Source organism: Helicobacter sp. L8 (assembly GCF_003660355.1).
Lineage (GTDB): Bacteria > Campylobacterota > Campylobacteria > Campylobacterales > Helicobacteraceae > Helicobacter > Helicobacter labacensis.
In genome coordinates this window covers 21,231-38,173 of the sequence record NZ_QXQR01000010.1, presented here as the reverse complement: position 1 = coordinate 38,173, position 16,943 = coordinate 21,231, and the positions used below count along the sequence as shown (strand labels likewise).

Below are 16,943 nucleotides of genomic sequence, written 5' to 3'. Positions count from 1 at the left end.
CCCAACTTAAGGGGGGCTTACACCGCGCTAGTCCTCAATTTGGTTGGTTTTCAAGCGCTTGGCGTAAATTTTACGCAACTTTCTAATGTCTTGCTGGACCTCAAACACCCCATGCCAGTGGGAGTAATCTGGTCCGCCCATGATCCCACCTTGGCGCATACGGCGACCCTCATGGTGCCAGAGGTGATACATGACATTTTGGAAGTCATCAGCCCACATGTCCTTGCCTAATAAATGCTTCTTGGCTAATTCTTCCTTCATCTTCACCGCCTCTTTCCAATACTCGTTGTAGAGCAAGATATTCTTATCAGCCATGAGGAAGAAGTTGTCAATGTGGGTGGAGTTGTGGCAGTCTATACAGCCCGCTTTCATTTCCGCGCGCGCGGCTTCTGGACCCTTAGGGTTGCCCGCCAAAGGATTGCCATGCGTGAGTTTGTAACCATCTTTGTAGGCATCGCTGGCGGTTTCATACCCTCCCGTTCTAAGCTTGCTCAAAGGCAAGAAGAGATTCCATTTTAAACGGCGGCTCACATTGTGGGTTACCGCGCTCTTAGAATTGCCACTCATATGGCATGTCGCGCAAGTGGGGGCTCTAAAGTCGGGCACTTTCCAAGTCCCGGGCGCGGCATCAAAATTCCAGCTATTCCCCTCAGCGTTGAAAATGTGCCCATGCATGGAGTTGTCATAAATCTCAATATCGGGGTGATCAGGACCTAAGTGGCAACTTGCGCAGGCGGCAGGTTTTCTAGCCTCTGCTAGGCTGAATTTATGCGCGCTGTGGCAACTCGCACAATTACCCACTGAGCCATCAGGGAAGGCTGTGCCAATGCCATAGGTGGGCCAAGTTTCTGGGGTGGGTCGTCTGTTCTTGTCTAATTTGATAATAGAGCCATGGCATTGGATACACCCAGTGGCTTCAGGGGCATGTTTTAAATCCGGATGCCCTCTGCCTTCCACAAGCTCCATTAAATCACGCATACTCGCCTTAGACCACACCTGCACAGCACCCCTCACATGCCCGCTATGTCTAAACTCTGTAGTTTCTTTTTCATGGCACTTCCCGCAAGTGTTGGTGGAGACTAACACAGAAATGGGCATTTTGGAGCCTTCATGCCCATCTCTTGTGAGCATGGGGCTATCTCTAGTAACCCCATGGCAGTCAATACAGCTCACCCCCGCATGGGCATGCCGACTCATCCTCCAATCGGCTACAATGCCCGGGGTTTTCTTGGCATGGCATTCAATACAGCCCTTAGCCTCCGCTTTCATGTCTCTGAAAGTTTTCAAGGGTAATTGCACATCCATGGCGTTGTCCACACTCGTGCCCCCCCCTTGGTGCGCGCCCAAGCCCACCACGCCCAAGCCCACCACAAGCCCCCATCGCAACAACAAGCCTTTTAACATACTGCCTCCTTTGCACGAATTTTAGACATCTTCACTCCTTGATCGCCTCTTTAATTTGGCGCGCTTGCTCCATTACAAACTCCCTAGGGTAGGGCTGGTAATGATCTTTGAGATACTCCCTTAGGTGTAGACCCAAATTCTTATGCCCCACCTCATCTATATGGCACTCCACACATTTTTTATGGCTAAGCCCCTCAAAATAATCGCGATGGGGCAAAAAGGACTTCATATTGGACGCGCTAGCGCGCATCAAATTGTCATGGCAATGCAAGCAGCCCGAATCAAAGACATATTCACTAGCGCGGCGGCGGTTTTTCTCCCAATCAAACTTCTTAGGGTCTTTGAGGGTGTTGCCATAGACATCTTCTATCCCTAAAATTGTTTTGCTCACAAAGTAATGCACCACATTGTCATGGGGCAAGTGGCAATCCACACATCTAGCCTTAAAACCCACATGGTTATGCCCCCCATGCCTGTCTGCGTGGTAGGCTTCTAATTCGGGGGTCATGATGTGGCAAATCCCACAGAATTTATCATCAGCCGTCCACTCCACCGCCTGCACGGTCAACACACTCAAAAACACCCCCAACACACACCCCCCCACAAAAATCCAAAACACAAAATACTTCTTGCTTTTGAGAGTTTCTAACACATTCATGATGCCCTCGCCAATAACAATGCTAGGGATCATACAGAGTAAAATTAACTAAAGATATAACCAAAGAGCTAATTTTGCAAGCAAACTAGATAAAAAGTTTATTCCCCCGCCTTTTATCTTAAAAATGTGGCACCATAAAGAAGGTTTTTTGTTCCAAAACGATATTGGGATCGTCCATGCTATAGGCTTTGATGGTGATGGGGAGAATCCCGCGCTTGGCTTGGGTAACATTGTGCGCCATGTAGGCTTGCTTGGCTTTTTCTATGGGCATGCGCAAGATCACCACAACTTTAAGCTTGCCCTGTGGTTCAATGTTAAGCGTGCCGGTGGGGCGCAAGATACTCACATTGGGATCGTCTATATTGAAGGTGTAGGCATGGGGCTTGGAGCTAGTGTTTTGGAACAAAAACAAATAGCTATTGTCCACAAACTTGCCATGCAGGGCATACAGCTGCCCCCCATGGGTGATGTCTAAATGCATACTAGCCTTATTGAGCGCGCCCACCACCAGCGCGCCCACCACGATTAATAACACCCCCACATAGGCTACAGTCTTGGTCCGCCATAACTTCACGGGGGTTTTTGTGGCTTGCGCTTGGCTTGAGGACCAATTAATGAGGCTTTTTTTACCCAGTTTGCCCATGGTGATTGTGCACGCGTCCACGCATTCTAGGCAGTTAATGCATTCTAATTGCATGCCCTTGCGGATGTCAATATGTGTCGGGCACACGAGCACGCAGTGGTTGCAACTCACGCATTCGTTTCTAGGGCTACGCTTTTGGGGTAAGATGGGGATTTTCACATCGGATTCATCATAGATCGCCCCCCCTCTGCGCGTGTCGTAAATGGGGTTTAAAGTATGCTCATCAAAGAGCACACTTTGCACGCGCGCATAGGGGCATAGATAGATACAAAAGCGCTCTTGCACCCAAGCGATGTCTAAGAACACAATCGCGCTTAAAGCCACCCAAATCCCCAATAACAAGGCGTGATCTTGGGGGTTAGCCAGGGAGGCAAAAAACTCTAGGGGCGGGACAAAATAAAAGAGCAACACCGCCATAGAGGCTAGGGGGATGGGAGCAAAGAGAATCAGGGCTAGGACCTTTTTGAGCTTATTAGCCATCGTGGGGGGTGTGGGGCGTTGTTTATTGGCGATTTTGGCATGCAAACCTAATAACTTGGTTTCAATGAGATCGCGCAAGATTGTCCTAAAGATCGTCTGAGGGCAACCCCAGCCACACCACACCCGCCCCAGCATGGAGGTGATAAAAAAGATAAAGATGAATAAAAAGATCACCAAGAAGGGCAATAAATACATCTCTTGGGCGCTGTAAATCTTGCCTAATAGGTGGATCTGGTGGTGCTCAAAAGAGATCAAGAAAATTTGCCCATCGCCCACATGGATAAAGGGGATGAGAATAGATAAAAGGCTGATACACACATAACCCCAATAGCGCTTAAAACGCCATGAGCGGCTAAAGGGAATCTTCTTAGCAGAGGGAGGCATGCTTGGCATCCTTGAGAGTAAATAGCCCCATGCTAGCAAAGTTTGTTTAAGGGGGTTTAAACGCGCAAACGCGCTATAATAGCCCTAAAAAGGCAAAAAATGGCAACCCCGGAGATTTTGATCTTGGATTTTGGGAGTCAGACCACCCAACTCATCGCGCGGCGTTTGCGCGAATGCGGGGTATATACAGAGATTTACCCCTATAATCTTCCTCTAGATCAGATCCGCACCAAAGCCCCCAAAGGGATCATTTTAAGCGGGGGACCGGCTAGTGTCTATGATTTGCAAGCCTACCACTGCGATCCTAAGATTCTCGATCTCAATATTCCCATTTTGGGGATTTGCTATGGTATGCAGTGGTTGGTGCACGCATTGGGGGGGCGCGTGGCGCGTGCGTCCTCTCAAGAATTTGGGCGCGCACATTTGGAGAATCTGCAAAATCACCCCTTGTTAGCAGGGATTGAAAAATCTAGCGTGGTGTGGATGAGCCATGGGGATCGTGTGGAGGTCCTGCCTGCTGATTTTGAGGTGTTAGCTAAGAGTGCGCACGCCCCCTTTTGTGCGATCGCGCACAAACATAAGCCCATTTATGGCTTGCAATTCCATCCCGAATCTGCGCATAGCGCGCAAGGGGGGCGTATTTTGAGCAATTTCGCGCGTCTGTGTGGTTGCAGGCACGATTGGAATATGCGCGATTTTCTAACCCAGCAAATCCAAAGCATCCAAGATCAAGTGGGGAGCGATCGGGTGCTGTGCGCGGTGAGCGGGGGGGTGGACTCAAGCGTGGTTGCTGCGCTGTGCGCACGCGCGCTAAAATCCCAAGTAGAGGTGGTCTTTGTCGATCATGGTTTGCTCAGAGTTGGGGAGCGCGACCAAGTGGTGGATATGTTTGCGCATTTGCAAATCCCCTTGCATGTCATAGAGGCACAAGATTTATTTTTAAGCCGTCTTAAAGGGGTGGTGGAGCCTGAGCAAAAACGCCAAATCATCGGGCATACTTTTATTGAAGTCTTTGAACAAAAAGCACAAGAACTCTCTAAGCAGGGGGCGATCAAATGGCTCGCTCAAGGCACGCTCTACCCCGATGTCATTGAGTCGGTGAGTGCTAAGGGTCCCTCAGCGGTGATCAAATCTCATCACAATGTAGGCGGGTTGCCTGAAAAGATGAATCTCAAACTCTTAGAGCCCTTAAGAGAACTCTTTAAAGATGAGGTGCGCGCGTTGGGAACGCGTTTAGGACTACCTGAAAAGATGTTAGCCCGCCACCCCTTCCCCGGTCCCGGGTTGGCGATCCGCATTTTAGGCGAGGTGAATACACCTAGTTTAGAACTCTTGGCTCAAGCCGATCACATTTTTATACAAGCCTTGCATACAGAGGGGCTATATAATGAGGTGTGGCAAGCCTTTTGTGTTTTGCTCAATGTGTTTTCTGTAGGAGTAATGGGGGATAAGCGCACCTATGATAATACTATCGCGCTTAGAGCCGTGCAGGCTAGCGATGGGATGAGCGCGCATTGTGCGCCCTTGCCCTTTGAGTTTTTAGAACGCGTGGCTAATAGCATTATCAATCAGGTGCCCGGGATTAACCGCGTGGTCTATGACATCACTTCTAAACCCCCGGGGACCATTGAATGGGAATAGAGCTTAAAGGCTTGTATGCGATCAGCGATCCCAAACTCACTCCCTATTCTCATCTACTTAAGTTGGCTGAATATGCCATTGAGGGGGGGGTGCGTTTCTTGCAACTACGGGACAAGCAGAGTAGTCATAACGAGTTGCTAGGTTTAGCTAAAGCATTAAAGGATTTATGCGCCCAAAAGGGCGTGGGATTTGTGATCAACGATCGCCTCTGCCTAGCCCTAGAGTGTGGCGCATGGGGGTTGCATTTAGGGGAGGAAGATATGCCTTTAAGTAAGGCACGCGCACGCTTTAGCGGAGTGATTGGGGTCTCTTGCTATGGGGACTTGGAACGCGCCATTCAAGCCCAAGATCAGGGGGCAGATTATGTCGCCTTTGGGGCATGTTTTAGATCTCCTACTAAGCCCCATGCTCCCTGCATAGACTTAGAAGTCTTGGCGCGCGCACAAGCGTGCTTAAAAATCCCTATTTGTGCCATTGGTGGGATTAATGCCCAAAATATCGCCCAACTCCAGCATGCGGATATGATCGCCCTCATCAGCGCGCTTTGGCAGGGTGATGTGCGTGCCAATGCCAAAATACTAAGCAGTGCCCATGCTCAATCCCATTAGCGCGCTGTTGAGCTTAAACCAACTCCAAGAATTGCTCAAAGATCAACCCAAGCAATTCAACGCCACCCTCCCCATTTTACTCAAGGTGCTAGAAAAAAAGGGGGCGCAAAAGTATCTCTTGCAACTAGGCAACCAAATTGTAGAAACCAAGAGTCAAAAACCCCTCAGTATCGGGCAAAATTACTGGGCTTTGATGCAAAAAAGCTCAGTAGGGGCGATCCAACTCTCCAAGCTAACCCCCCAGCCCAAGATCATAGAACAACTCAAAGACGCGCCCTTAAAGCTAGAGATCAAAGACTTGCCCAGTCTGCTAGGTCAAGAAGACTTCAAGGGTTATAAGGACATGCTAGTCCAGCACTTTAGCCACGCCACAACCAAGCAGGATTTTTTACTGCTAGGAAATCTCTTGCTCTCTTTGCAACACCAAGTGGCTAGCTTTGTGATCCAAGATCGCCACAAGCAAGCTCTTGTGCAATTCAAAAAGGGCAAGCAACAACGCCTAGATTTTTACGCGCTCTACCCGCATTTGGGACCCTTGCAGGGGAGTATCCTATTTCACGATCCCGGGCTAAGTTTGCACTTGGGCGTAGCCTATGAGAGTGTGCAACATCTATTGCTAGCCCACCAACACACTCTAAAGGGCTTTGAAAGCGTGTTGATCGCCACTATAAACCCTATTGAGCCCCTATTTGGCTTTGAGGAGAGTCTGTTGGATGCGCGTGCTTAAGGGTTTTGGACTTGATAAAAGATTGTTCGTAAAGCCTTAAAAGCACGATGAAAAAGGCGGTGATGGTAGGACCCACAGCGATGCCCCAAAAGCCAAATTTGCTAATGCCCGCCAAGATAGAAAAGAAGATCAAAATCTCGTTGATATTGAGCGTGATCTTGAGGACATGACCTTTAATAAAGCCGATGAGTAGGGGCTTGATGAGGCTGTCAATCAACCCTCCGATCAGCACGATGGAGTAGATGGCGATCACAATGGCGACTGTGCTATGACCTTGGTAGGTTTCATAGATCACCACGGGGACCCACACCAACGCTCCGCCCACGATGGGGATGAGCGAAGCTAGCCCGTATAAAATCCCCAAAGAGAGCCAATCTAGATTAAACCACACCACCAACGCCCCAAAAGCCAACCCCTGCAACACCACATTGATAATAGAAGTGAGCAAGACCACGCGCAAAATTCCGGCCACTTCCTTGAAGATGTGTTGGCTGTGGTGGCGCTCAAAGGGCAGAATATCTAGGATATAGTGGTAGAAATGTTGCCCATAAAAAAAGCATAGAAACAAGAACACCAGCACCATAAAAGTGTCGCTCACTAATTTTAGACTGTATTTGCCAATGTCGCTACTAAAGCGTAGGGCGTAGGACATCAAAGAATGCGCAGAAATATTAGAAAGAAAGGCTTTAGCCTCCCCATTGGCCGGGAAACGATCCAAAAACGCCAGTAAATCAGCCTTGAATTTGTTCAGAAAGAAAGAAACCTGTTCTAAATTGAGATGGAAGATAAAGTCCGTGCTCTTGTGGATTAAAAAATACAGGGGCACGACTAGGAAACTTAGCAGTAAGATCACGCACAAAAGCGCGCTAAAGAGATTGCGCATGTGCCTGTCTAAAAACTCTTTGAGCCAAAAAATCGTAACGCATAAAAGCCCGGCGATGAGCAAGTCCATAAGAAAGTTCTCATAGAGGTAGATCATCCAATAAAACGCCACGCCAAAGAGCAACCAAAAAAAATACACCGGGCGCATGCCAACCCCAAATAGTTTTGCATTATAATACCCAAAAAGGCTAACCATGCATCTATACAAATATTGCGCCAGTGGTAATGATTTTTTGATCACCCACCAATTTAGCCCCAAAGATCGCCACGCTTTAGCTAAACAGGTTTGTAAACGCCATTATGGCTTTGGGGCCGATGGTTTAGTGGTGCTCTTGCCCCATGCCAAGTATGCTTATACATGGGAGTTTTACAACGCCGATGGGAGCTGTGCAGCCATGTGTGGAAACGCGAGTCGTTGCGTGGCTTTGTATGCCTACCAACAAGGTTTAGCCCCCAGAAAACATGCGTTTTTGAGTACAGCTGGGGTGATCCATGTAGAAGTGCTGGAGTGTGAGGGCAATCGAGGTGTGGTGCAGAGCAATTTGGGCAACCCTAAGCACTTAGAGAGTTTGGAATTAGAGGGGCAGGTGTGGGATTTCATAGACACGGGCGTGCCCCACTTGGTGCATTTTGTAGATCATCCTAGCCAAATCCCCACACACAAGACCCCTCAAATGCAGGATTTGCGCGCGCGCTTTGATGCCAATGTCAATATCGCCCATATCCAAGACCCCCACACCATTAAACTAGCCACTTATGAACGCGGGGTAGAAGAGATCACTCTAGCTTGTGGGACGGGCATGGCTGCCGTGTTTGTGTGCGCCCACTACCGCCACCACACTCCCCCCCAAGCCAGCTTGATCCCCCCTAGTGGAGAAGCCCTAAACTTGCGCCTAGAAAAAGATGGGGTGTATTTTAAGGGGGAGGTGCTTAGGGTGGGGAGTTGTTTGGGGCTTTAGTCCTCTAAAAGGTTTGCTTTGTTTTACACCATTATCCCCTTTGCCAACACCAAGCCCTTGATCTATGCCGGCGCGCCAAATCTAGCCCCCGGGACTCTAGTGAAGATCCCCTTGCAAAAGCGCCACATCTTAGGGGTAGTGCTAGAGGCATGCGCGCGCCCTGATTTTGCGTGCAAATTAGCCACCCCCACAGGGCACTATCTCAACGCCCACCAAATGCTCCTGTTGCGCTTTATCGCGCATTACTACTGTGCCCAACTAGGCACGATCGCCCCCCTATTTTACCCCTTTAAACAAGCCCACACCTCTCCCCCCCCCAACAACAGGCTCTTTTGCAAATGCAAGCCAAACCCCAAGCCCTACTCTTTGGAGATACGGGCAGTGGCAAAACACACCTCTATAGGCATTTGATCGCCCAAGCCCTCAAAGAGGGTTGCGCTTTAGTGTTGATCCCAGAGATCGCCCTAGCTCCCCAAGTGTATTACGCCCTTTTACAGAGCTTTAAGGATTCAGTGGGGCTATGGCATAGCAAACTCAAGAGCGCGCAAAAGACACAGCTGTTAGGTCAGCTTGACACCCAGCAAGTGCGTGTCGTGGTGGGCACTAGGAGTGCTCTATTTTTGCCCATCCCCCATCTCAAACTCATCATCATAGATGAAGAACACGATCACTCCTACAAATCCAACCAAGCCCCCTACTACCATGCGCGCGATGCCGCCTTGTATCTCTCTAGCCAAATGCCCATCCAGGTGATCCTAGGTTCGGCTACACCAAGCCTACGCAGTTATTACATGGCGCAAAATAAGAACTATTTAGTGCGCCTCAAGGGGCGTTTTTTTGACTCGCAAAAAGAAATCCTCTTTGAGGAACAAAGCACCGCCCTCACCCCCTTTCTGTGCGCCCATTTGCAAGAAGCTCTAGATCACGAGCAACAAAGCGTGATTTTTGTGCCCACCCGCGCGCATTTTAAGAAACTCTTGTGCCAAGCCTGCGCACAGGGGGTGTATTGCCCCTTTTGCAGTGTGAACATGAGTTTACACCTCAAAGACCAGCGCATGCGTTGCCACTATTGCCAACACAGCGCGCCCATCCCTAAAGTCTGCCCCTCTTGCCAACACCCCTTATTGCAGGGCAAGCGCATGGGCACCCAACAACTCAAAAAGGAGTTGCAAGCCCTATTGCCCCATGCGCGCATTGGCATTTTAGACAAGGATCACACCCACACCAATACCCAAATCCAGCGCATTTTAGGCGCGCTTAACGCCCAAGAAATAGACATTTTGATCGGCACACAGATGATCGCCAAAGGGCATGATTACCCACAAGTGAATCTAGCCATCATTTTGGGTCTAGATGAAATTTTACACAATGGGAGTTACGCGAGTTTTGAACAAGGGGTGAGCTTGATGCACCAAATTGCCGGGCGCAGCGCGCGCAAACAACGGGGTAAAGTGTTGATTCAATCCCTCAATGCCACTTTTTTAGCCCGTTATATTGAGGATTATGAGGAATTTCTCAAAGACGAATTAGACACGCGTCTCAAGATTTTCCCCCCCTTCAAACGCCTAGCCCAAATACTCTTTAGCGCGCCTGAGGAATCTAAAGCCCAAGAAAACATGCAAGGCGTGCTAGATCGCCTAGAGCAGAGCCTACCCCCCAGCGTGCAAATCTTAGGATCAGGTCCTGCACGCGTGCTTAAGATCGCCAAACACTACCGCTATGAAATTTTGCTGAGCGCTAGCTCCACGACCCAACTTCTCAATCTCCTACACCAGCTAGATCACAGCAAAGCTAAGATCATCATGGACCCCATAGATGTATGACTAACGCGCGATAGCCTTGGCGTATTTTTCGCGAATCACATGCACCACTACTTCCCCGGGATACTTGAGTTTCTCCTCTATCTCTTTGGCAATGTCTTTAGCTAGCATGGTGATCTTGGCGTCATTGACGCGTTCAGGGCAGACGATCACGCGGATTTCTCTACCCGCATCTAGGGCAAAAACCTTTTTGACTCCCTTTTTTTGGCTAGCGATGCGCTCTAAATCATGCATGCGCGCTAGGAAGTTTTCTGCGTCCTTGCGCCTAGCCCCGGGGCGTGCGGCTGAAAGCGCATCGGCAGCACACACCGCCGCGCATTCGATGCTTTTGATTTCTTCGCGATCGTGGTGGGCGTAGATGGCATTTAGCACGACTGGATCTTCATGGTGGCGCGCACACACCTGCGCGCCCAATTCCACATGATCCCCCCCGCATTCGTAAGTGAGTGCCTTACCGATGTCATGTAAGATTCCCGCACGGCGCGCCAGTTTGGCATCTCCACCCAGTTGCGTAGCAATATCGCTAGCCAAAATTGCCACTTCTATGGAGTGCATGAGCGCGTTTTGCCCATAGCTGGTGCGGTAACGCATTTTACCCAGCAGGTATTGGAGTTCTTGGGGCATTGCATCTAATTTTAACTCCAATAACACTTCTTGCGCGTCTTCTAAAACCATCTCTTCCATGCGCGCCTCCACGCGTTGGTAAGTGGTTTCAATGCGGCTGGGTTGGATACGCCCATCTTCAATGAGTTCTTCTAGGGTTCTTGCCGCGATCGCGCGTCTGTAGAGATTAAAACAGCTTAGGGTAATGGTTTTGGATTCTTCATCAATCATCACTTCCACGCCGCTAATGCGCTTGAAAGTGTCTATATTTTTGCCTTCTTTGCCGATAATGCGTCCGATAAACTCGCTGTCGGGTAAACTCACCGCGCTAGTGAGGTTTTCCATCGCAAATTGGCTTGCAAAACGCGCGGTGGCGTCTGCGATCACAAAATTAGCCCGCGCGCGCGCTTCCCTTTTGGCTTCTTTTTCATAACGGCGCACCAAAGCCGCTTTTTGTAGCAGTAATTCTTTTTCTACTTGCGCGAGGATTAGCGCCTTCGCCTCTTCTTGGGTGTAGCCAGAAACTTGCACGAGCGCCTCTAACATTTGGGCTTTGAGCTCCGTGCATTCGCTTTGTAACTGCGCTTGGGCATCTCTTTGGCTCTCTAGGTCCTGTTGCTGGATCTGCAGGGCTTGGCGATCTTGATCCAAGCGGGCTTTTTGGGTGCTTAGGTATTGTTTCTGCTGGAATTCTTGGGATTGCAACGCGTCTAGCTTGCGCTGGTGCTCTAGGGTGTGGGCTTGGAGTTTTTGGGTAAATTCTGCCTGCAAGCTCTCTAGCAGAGTTTGGGATTCGATCTCTTTGGCTTGGTAAAGCACTTGGGCTTGGTAAAGTAGCATGTCCGCCTTAGCCTTGGCTTGGTGCAGGTATTGTTGGCTGTGGGCTAGCATGAATCTTTTAGTTACCCAAAAGACGCAAAAGCCTGTGAGGGCGCAGGGGAGAACAATTTCTATGACATAGTCCATTGGTTATCCTTGTATTTATTTTTTTTGTTGTGCGTTGTTCAAAATACCGCGCGCTTACTATATCATGGTTATCACCTAGTAGATTCTGAGATTGCAAGATTTTGCGCGCGATAAAGATAAGAGGGACATTGGGGTGCTTGGCAAAAAAGCTGTCGTAATAGCCCTTGCCAAAGCCTATGCGTCTGTGCGCCTTGTCCATGCCTAGCACGGGGATGATGCCCAGATCAAGTTTGGCGCGCAACAACGAGGGCGCGGGTTCTAAAATGCCATATTTCTTGCGTTGTAAGGGCAGGCGATAGGGGGTGGCGCGCAGACGGTCTTGGGCTAAAGTAGGCACGAATACCTGAATATGGCGTTGGCGTGCCCATTTAATCAAGGGCATTAGATTGGGTTCATGGGCTAGGGGGCAAAAGAGTAAAACGCGCTTGCAGGGTTTTAAGTGGGGCTGGAGTTGGGCGGTGATTTTGTGATCTTTGATATCCCAGCCTTGTTGCTTGAAAAGTTGGTGTTTGCACCAAGTGCGAAATTGGGCTTTAGTGCTAAATCTCATGGTGGGCATGCTAGCACAATCGCCCCAAATTAAGCATGCTTGCTATATAATGAAGGTTTTTTAAGGAGATTAGATGAAAGAACCCATGAGCATGTTTGGCTATGAAAAGATCTGCGCTGAACTCAAACGCTTAAAAGAAGAAGAACGCCCCCAAGTGGTCAAAGAGATCGATCGCGCTAGAGAACATGGGGATTTAAAGGAAAACGCCGAATACCATGCCGCTAAAGAAAAACAGGCGTTCATTGAAGCGCGTATCAATGATCTAAGCCGCACTTTAGCCAACGCCCAAGTCATTGACCCCTCCACCTTAAGCCACCAAAAGGTGAGTTTTGGGAGCACGGTGAAAATCCTCAATCTAGACACGGATAAAGAGATGAGTTACACCATTGTGGGGAGTATGGAGAGCGATCCTGTGCGCGGCTTGATCTCTTGTAGCTCCCCTATTGCCAAGAGTTTGATGGGACACCAAAAGGGCGATGAGGTGAGTGTGCGCTTGCCCACAGGAGAGAGCGAATTTGAGATTTTAGACATTTGTTACCAAGACATCGCCTATGCCAAAAGTTAAGATTCAAAAGCTCCACCCTGAAGCGCGTATCCCAGCCTACCAAAGCGCGGGCGCAAGCGGGTTTGACCTGCACGCGCTAGAAGCTTTACACATTGCGCCCGGTGCTGTAGCCCTAGTGCGCACCGGACTGGCTATTAGCTTAGAACGGGGTTTTGAATTGCAGATTAGATCGCGTAGCGGGCTAGCTTTAAAAGATCAGATCGTGGTGTTGAACTCCCCGGGCACCATTGATAGCGATTATCGAGGCGAGTTGCAGGCGATCTTGATGAATCTCTCTGGGCGCGTTTTTAGCATAGAACCCGGGGATCGCATCGCCCAAGCGATCTTGTGTCGGGTCTTTAGCGCGCAGTTTGAATTAGTCAATCAGCTAGAGACTAGCGCGCGGGGTTGTAGGGGGTTTGGGAGCAGTGGAGTCTAATGGAAATCAAGCAAAATCTCAAACAGGTGCAAGAAGAGTTTAAGAGCGACGAAAAACTCTTGGAAAGCGCGTTTAGACTGGAGAAATTCTACCAAAAGTACAAGTTTGGGCTTTGGGCGTTGGTGGGCTTGGGCTTGCTTTGGTGGGGCGGGGTGCAGTTTTTAGAGCACAAAAAAGCTATGCATGTCCAAGAGATCACCGCTTTGTATAACGAGGTCTTGCAAAACCCCAATAACCTAGCTCTCTTAAACAAACTCCAAGGCAAAGCCCCCAATCTCTACAGCCTGCATGCTTACGCGCGCGCGCTCCAAGAGAAGAATCTCAAGGCTTTAAAAGAACTTAGCCACTCCTCTAGCCCTCTGGTGAGTGTTTTAGCGCGCTATTATAGCGCCTCCTATAGCAAGGATTTGAAAGCCTTAGAGGGCTTAAAATTAGAGGGTTTGCAAGATTGGATCGCTTTGCAACAAGCGTATTTGAGTTTGCAAACCAACCCCAAAAGCGATATTGGGGCGATCTTAGCTCCCATCACTCCTAACTCCAGCCTCTATAAAATCGCTTCTTTACTAAGACATTATGGCGTGCTAAAATCTTCCTCTAAGGAGAGCAAGTGAGCTTGAGGATTGTTTGGCTGCTGATCGCGTTGCTGTGCTTGGGCTGTGGCTCTAGGAAGAACTTTGAACCGCCTAAATCCAAGATCAAGGGCGAGTTGCGCTTCAAACATGAGCTTAAAGACCCCATCACTTTCACTAACCGCTATGGGGCGATTTTGAAAAATGGAGGCGTGATCGACACCCAAGGGGTTACACCCCTGAAACTCACCAAAAAAGAGTATAAAGAGAGCTCTTTTTTGAATCAAAGCCAAGATTACTATATTTTAGCCGAAGATTGTTGGCGTAGCCACAAACAAAATGGTCCCAAGCCCAAAAAAACTAAGGAAGTGAAATTAACCCAGCAAGAAGCCCAAGAAGAGATCGTAGAAAACATTGAATCCATAGACGAACAAGTGGTGTTAAAAGATCGTTGCCACCACCTAGAATTAGTCAGCACCGCCCTGCAAGCCAAGCCCTCCATTTTTATCCCCATAGACGCTTACCCTTTGAGCGCGAGCGTGAAAGGTAAACGCCTAGCGGTGGTGATGTCGGACAATTCAGCCAATATCTTTGACATTACTAGCCGTAAACTCATTTTTAGCGAAAAGGGCGCGTCCACCACTGCGATCAACTCCTTAATGGCTGCCCCCGTCTTTTTGGACACGGTGGTGGTTTTTCCTATGTTAGATGGGCGACTCTTGGTGGTGGATGTGAGCGGAGACACCCCCAAAGTGGTGCGCAATATCGTGCTCAATAGCGAAAAGTTTTTCAACAATGTGATCTATTTGAGGGTGGATGGGGAGAACATGTTTGCCGCGACAGCTAAAAAACTTGTTTCCATTGTTTCTGGGCAGGAATTTAGCTTTGATGCGGACATTGTAGATGTGCTCTATAAAAATAACCATCTCTATGTGCTCACTTTGGACGGACAAATTTTAGAGATGGATCGCACCCTCAACGATCAGAGTATGGGGGTTGTGAAATTGCCCTTTGCGATGCTCACAAGCCTAGTGGTAACCGATAAAAAACTCTACACTTTAGAAAAACGGGGCTATCTAGTGGAAGTGGATTTGCAGCATTTTGATGATTATAGGGTGTATCACCTCAGCAATGTGTCTAAGAACTGGGGAGGGCGTTTGGATAAGATGAGTTTTTACACCGGGGATAAGATTTATTACGATCGCTACTACATAGACTTGAGTCAAAACCCATGATCTTGTGTGATATAGGCAATAGTGCCCTGCATTTTTACAATGGCAAGAAAATTTGGCATCGCACTCCCCAAACTTTGGAACCCTTTGATCAGCCCGTGCATTACATCAGCGTTAACCCGAGCTTTGAAAAGGCGTTGTTAGAGATTTGCCCGCGCGCGCATAATTTAGAACCCTGTGTCAAACTCAAAAGCGCGTATCAGGGTTTGGGCGTGGATCGCAAGGTGGCTTGTTTGGGTCTAGGAGATGATGGCGTGGTGGTGGATGCCGGGAGCGCTATTAGCGTGGATGTAATGGAGGGCGGAGCGCATGTGGGTGGGGTGCTTTTGCCCGGCTTTAGGGCTTACCAACAGGCTTTTCAAAGCATTTCTGGAGCACTAGATCACCCTATCAATGTGCGCGTGGATTTGCAAAGCCTACCCCAAAGCACCGCGCAAGCCTTGAGTTTTGGGACACTCAAGAGCGTGATCTTATTGCTCCAAGAGATCATCGCGGATAAACGGGTGGTGTTTACTGGGGGCGATGGGAAATTTTTGAGCGCGTTTTTCCAGCGGGGGGTATACCATAAGTGGTTGATCTTTGAGGGCATGCAACGCGCGCTAGCATGGAATTAGTCCTCCTGTTCTTGAGCGCGTCTGTGATGTCGCTGGGGCATTGCGTGGGGATGTGCGGGGGGGTGGTGCTGGCTTACACGCAGGCAAAATTCCCCCCCTCTACCCCCCTTAAAGCGCAAATGCTAGGGCATGTTCTCTACAATCTAGGGCGTGTGAGCACTTACATGATCGCCGCGCTCATTGTGGCTTTTGTGGGGCACACTCTCTTAGACATGATCGCGCAACACAGCGCGATCGCGCGCACCAAATTGCAAGGGGGGGTGATCATGGGCGTGGGGGTGTTGGTGATCTTGTTAGCCTTTGGGTTTGTCTTCAAATGGCATTTCCATACAGCGCTACTCTCCAAGCTCTTTAAAGCCACCTTGGGGAGCTCTAAACTCTCTAGTTTTTACTTGCTAGGCTTGCTCAATGGGCTCTTGCCCTGTTCGCTAGTTTACTATTTTCTCCTCAATGTTCTTGGCGCGCCCAATCTTCTTTACGCGCTTGTAACAGTGTTGGTGCTCAGTTTAGCCACTTTTGCGCCCCTCTTGCTCTTGGGTCTGTGCTCAGGGCGCTTGCTTGGCTCAAAAGCCCTATTTGCCAAACTTGCCTTTGTGCTCATGTTGGCTTGTGGGGCTTATGATCTCTACAAGGGTTTTTCTATGTGGGCGGGGCATGCCCACCACATGGGCGGGCATTGAAACAAAAAGCCCTGTTTTTGGATCGCGATGGGGTGATCAATGAAGATAGGGGTTATGTGTGCCGTATAGCAGATTTTGTCTTGATGCCCGGGATTTTAGAACTCTTGGGCGCGGCTAAAGCGCGGGGATTCTTGCTCTTGCTAGTTACTAACCAATCTGGGATTGCGCGCGGGTATTACGGTGTGCAGGATTTTTGGGATTTGAGCGCGCACATGCAAACCCTTTTACGCGCGCATTTGGGTTTTGGGCTGGATAAAATCTATCATTGCCCCCATGCCCCCGGTAGTTGTGCCTGCCGTAAACCCGGGCTGGGCATGTTAGAACAGGCGTTGGGCGATTTTGATCTGGATTTAAAGCAAAGCCTTATGTTGGGCGACAAGCTTAGCGACATGCAATTTGGGCTACAAGGGGGGATAGGTCTTAATCTTTGGCTCAATGGTCCTGTAAGCGTGCACCCCCAAGTGTTTAGCATCAGCGATCTCAAGCAAGCTTTAGAGTTTCTGGGGGATTAATTGGCTATAATGGGTTTAAAGGGTGGTG

The 16,943-nt window shown here is 49.2% G+C and carries 19 protein-coding genes; 13 read left to right on the top strand and 6 right to left on the bottom strand.

What is annotated here, in order from left to right:
* Window positions 1-27 precede the first annotated feature (27 nt).
* The 3 genes from EAO37_RS06075 to ccoG all read right to left on the bottom strand — a co-directional run bounded on the left by EAO37_RS06075 (window position 28) and on the right by ccoG (window position 3,578).
* Entirely contained in the window at window positions 28-1,404 is a 1,377-nt protein-coding gene (locus EAO37_RS06075; RefSeq protein WP_120952391.1) for a multiheme c-type cytochrome, read from the bottom strand.
* A gap of 31 nt (window positions 1,405-1,435) precedes the next feature.
* Entirely contained in the window at window positions 1,436-2,062 is a 627-nt protein-coding gene (locus EAO37_RS06070) for a NapC/NirT family cytochrome c (RefSeq protein WP_120944711.1), read from the bottom strand.
* A gap of 118 nt (window positions 2,063-2,180) precedes the next feature.
* Window positions 2,181-3,578 carry a cytochrome c oxidase accessory protein CcoG gene (gene ccoG / locus EAO37_RS06065; protein ID WP_120952388.1) on the bottom strand — a complete coding sequence of 466 codons (1,398 nt, stop codon included), beginning with the start codon at window positions 3,576-3,578 and terminating at the stop codon, window positions 2,181-2,183.
* Window positions 3,579-3,668: 90 nt separating this feature from the next.
* On the opposite strand from ccoG, the gene guaA reads away from it, so the two are divergent.
* From guaA to EAO37_RS06050, 3 genes are read left to right on the top strand one after another with little or no spacing between them, the layout of a single operon-like run.
* Window positions 3,669-5,210, top strand: coding sequence for a glutamine-hydrolyzing GMP synthase (gene guaA, locus EAO37_RS06060; protein ID WP_120952385.1), 1,542 nt, complete (start codon window positions 3,669-3,671; stop codon window positions 5,208-5,210).
* Window positions 5,201-5,818, top strand: coding sequence for a thiamine phosphate synthase (gene thiE / locus EAO37_RS06055; RefSeq protein ID WP_120952382.1), 618 nt, complete (start codon window positions 5,201-5,203; stop codon window positions 5,816-5,818). The genes guaA and thiE overlap by 10 nt, the downstream gene beginning before the upstream one ends.
* Entirely contained in the window at window positions 5,802-6,545 is a 744-nt protein-coding gene (locus tag EAO37_RS06050) for a hypothetical protein (protein ID WP_120944583.1), read from the top strand. The genes thiE and EAO37_RS06050 overlap by 17 nt, the downstream gene beginning before the upstream one ends.
* On the opposite strand, the gene EAO37_RS06045 is transcribed toward EAO37_RS06050, so the two are convergent.
* The gene (locus EAO37_RS06045) at window positions 6,493-7,575 is read right to left on the bottom strand and encodes an AI-2E family transporter (protein ID WP_120944713.1); all 1,083 of its coding nucleotides are present in this window, start codon (window positions 7,573-7,575) and stop codon (window positions 6,493-6,495) included. The two genes, EAO37_RS06050 and EAO37_RS06045, sit on opposite strands and share 53 nt — an antisense overlap.
* Window positions 7,576-7,621: 46 nt before the next feature.
* On the opposite strand from EAO37_RS06045, the gene dapF reads away from it, so the two are divergent.
* Genes dapF through priA form a run of 3 tightly spaced genes read left to right on the top strand, consistent with a single transcriptional unit; the run spans window position 7,622 to window position 10,209 of the window.
* Window positions 7,622-8,386: a diaminopimelate epimerase gene (dapF, locus tag EAO37_RS06040; protein WP_120952379.1), complete on the top strand. Its 765-nt coding sequence runs from the start codon at window positions 7,622-7,624 to the stop codon at window positions 8,384-8,386.
* Window positions 8,387-8,404: 18 nt separating this feature from the next.
* Window positions 8,405-8,797, top strand: coding sequence for a hypothetical protein (locus tag EAO37_RS09640; protein WP_240451751.1), 393 nt, complete (start codon window positions 8,405-8,407; stop codon window positions 8,795-8,797).
* Window positions 8,725-10,209 carry a primosomal protein N' gene (gene priA, locus EAO37_RS06035; protein ID WP_240451750.1) on the top strand — a complete coding sequence of 495 codons (1,485 nt, stop codon included), beginning with the start codon at window positions 8,725-8,727 and terminating at the stop codon, window positions 10,207-10,209. The genes EAO37_RS09640 and priA overlap by 73 nt, the downstream gene beginning before the upstream one ends.
* Here the strand turns inward: priA and rny are convergent, their stop codons facing one another.
* Window positions 10,210-11,775 carry a ribonuclease Y gene (rny, locus tag EAO37_RS06030; RefSeq protein ID WP_120952376.1) on the bottom strand — a complete coding sequence of 522 codons (1,566 nt, stop codon included), beginning with the start codon at window positions 11,773-11,775 and terminating at the stop codon, window positions 10,210-10,212. It lies immediately after the preceding gene.
* A complete protein-coding gene (locus EAO37_RS06025; protein ID WP_162982980.1) occupies window positions 11,708-12,325 on the bottom strand; it encodes a 5-formyltetrahydrofolate cyclo-ligase in 618 nt (205 codons plus the stop codon). Before EAO37_RS06025 ends, rny begins: the two co-directional genes overlap by 68 nt.
* A 73-nt stretch (window positions 12,326-12,398) precedes the next feature.
* Between EAO37_RS06025 and greA the strand changes: the two genes are divergently transcribed.
* The 7 genes from greA to EAO37_RS05990 are packed head-to-tail and all read left to right on the top strand — an operon-like array spanning window position 12,399 to window position 16,915.
* Window positions 12,399-12,890, top strand: a complete 492-nt coding sequence (gene greA / locus EAO37_RS06020; protein ID WP_120944591.1) for a transcription elongation factor GreA — start codon at window positions 12,399-12,401, stop codon at window positions 12,888-12,890.
* The gene (gene dut / locus EAO37_RS06015) at window positions 12,877-13,308 is read left to right on the top strand and encodes a dUTP diphosphatase (protein ID WP_120952370.1); all 432 of its coding nucleotides are present in this window, start codon (window positions 12,877-12,879) and stop codon (window positions 13,306-13,308) included. Before greA ends, dut begins: the two co-directional genes overlap by 14 nt.
* Window positions 13,308-13,919 (top strand): hypothetical protein, encoded by a 612-nt coding sequence (locus EAO37_RS06010; RefSeq protein ID WP_120944595.1) that lies wholly within the window; start codon window positions 13,308-13,310, stop codon window positions 13,917-13,919. Before dut ends, EAO37_RS06010 begins: the two co-directional genes overlap by 1 nt.
* Entirely contained in the window at window positions 13,916-15,112 is a 1,197-nt protein-coding gene (locus EAO37_RS06005) for a hypothetical protein (RefSeq protein WP_240451749.1), read from the top strand. Before EAO37_RS06010 ends, EAO37_RS06005 begins: the two co-directional genes overlap by 4 nt.
* Window positions 15,109-15,723: a type III pantothenate kinase gene (locus EAO37_RS06000; RefSeq protein WP_120944597.1), complete on the top strand. Its 615-nt coding sequence runs from the start codon at window positions 15,109-15,111 to the stop codon at window positions 15,721-15,723. The genes EAO37_RS06005 and EAO37_RS06000 overlap by 4 nt, the downstream gene beginning before the upstream one ends.
* Window positions 15,714-16,403 carry a sulfite exporter TauE/SafE family protein gene (locus EAO37_RS05995; RefSeq protein ID WP_120944599.1) on the top strand — a complete coding sequence of 230 codons (690 nt, stop codon included), beginning with the start codon at window positions 15,714-15,716 and terminating at the stop codon, window positions 16,401-16,403. Before EAO37_RS06000 ends, EAO37_RS05995 begins: the two co-directional genes overlap by 10 nt.
* Window positions 16,400-16,915 (top strand): HAD family hydrolase, encoded by a 516-nt coding sequence (locus EAO37_RS05990; RefSeq protein ID WP_120952367.1) that lies wholly within the window; start codon window positions 16,400-16,402, stop codon window positions 16,913-16,915. Before EAO37_RS05995 ends, EAO37_RS05990 begins: the two co-directional genes overlap by 4 nt.
* Window positions 16,916-16,943 lie beyond the last annotated feature (28 nt).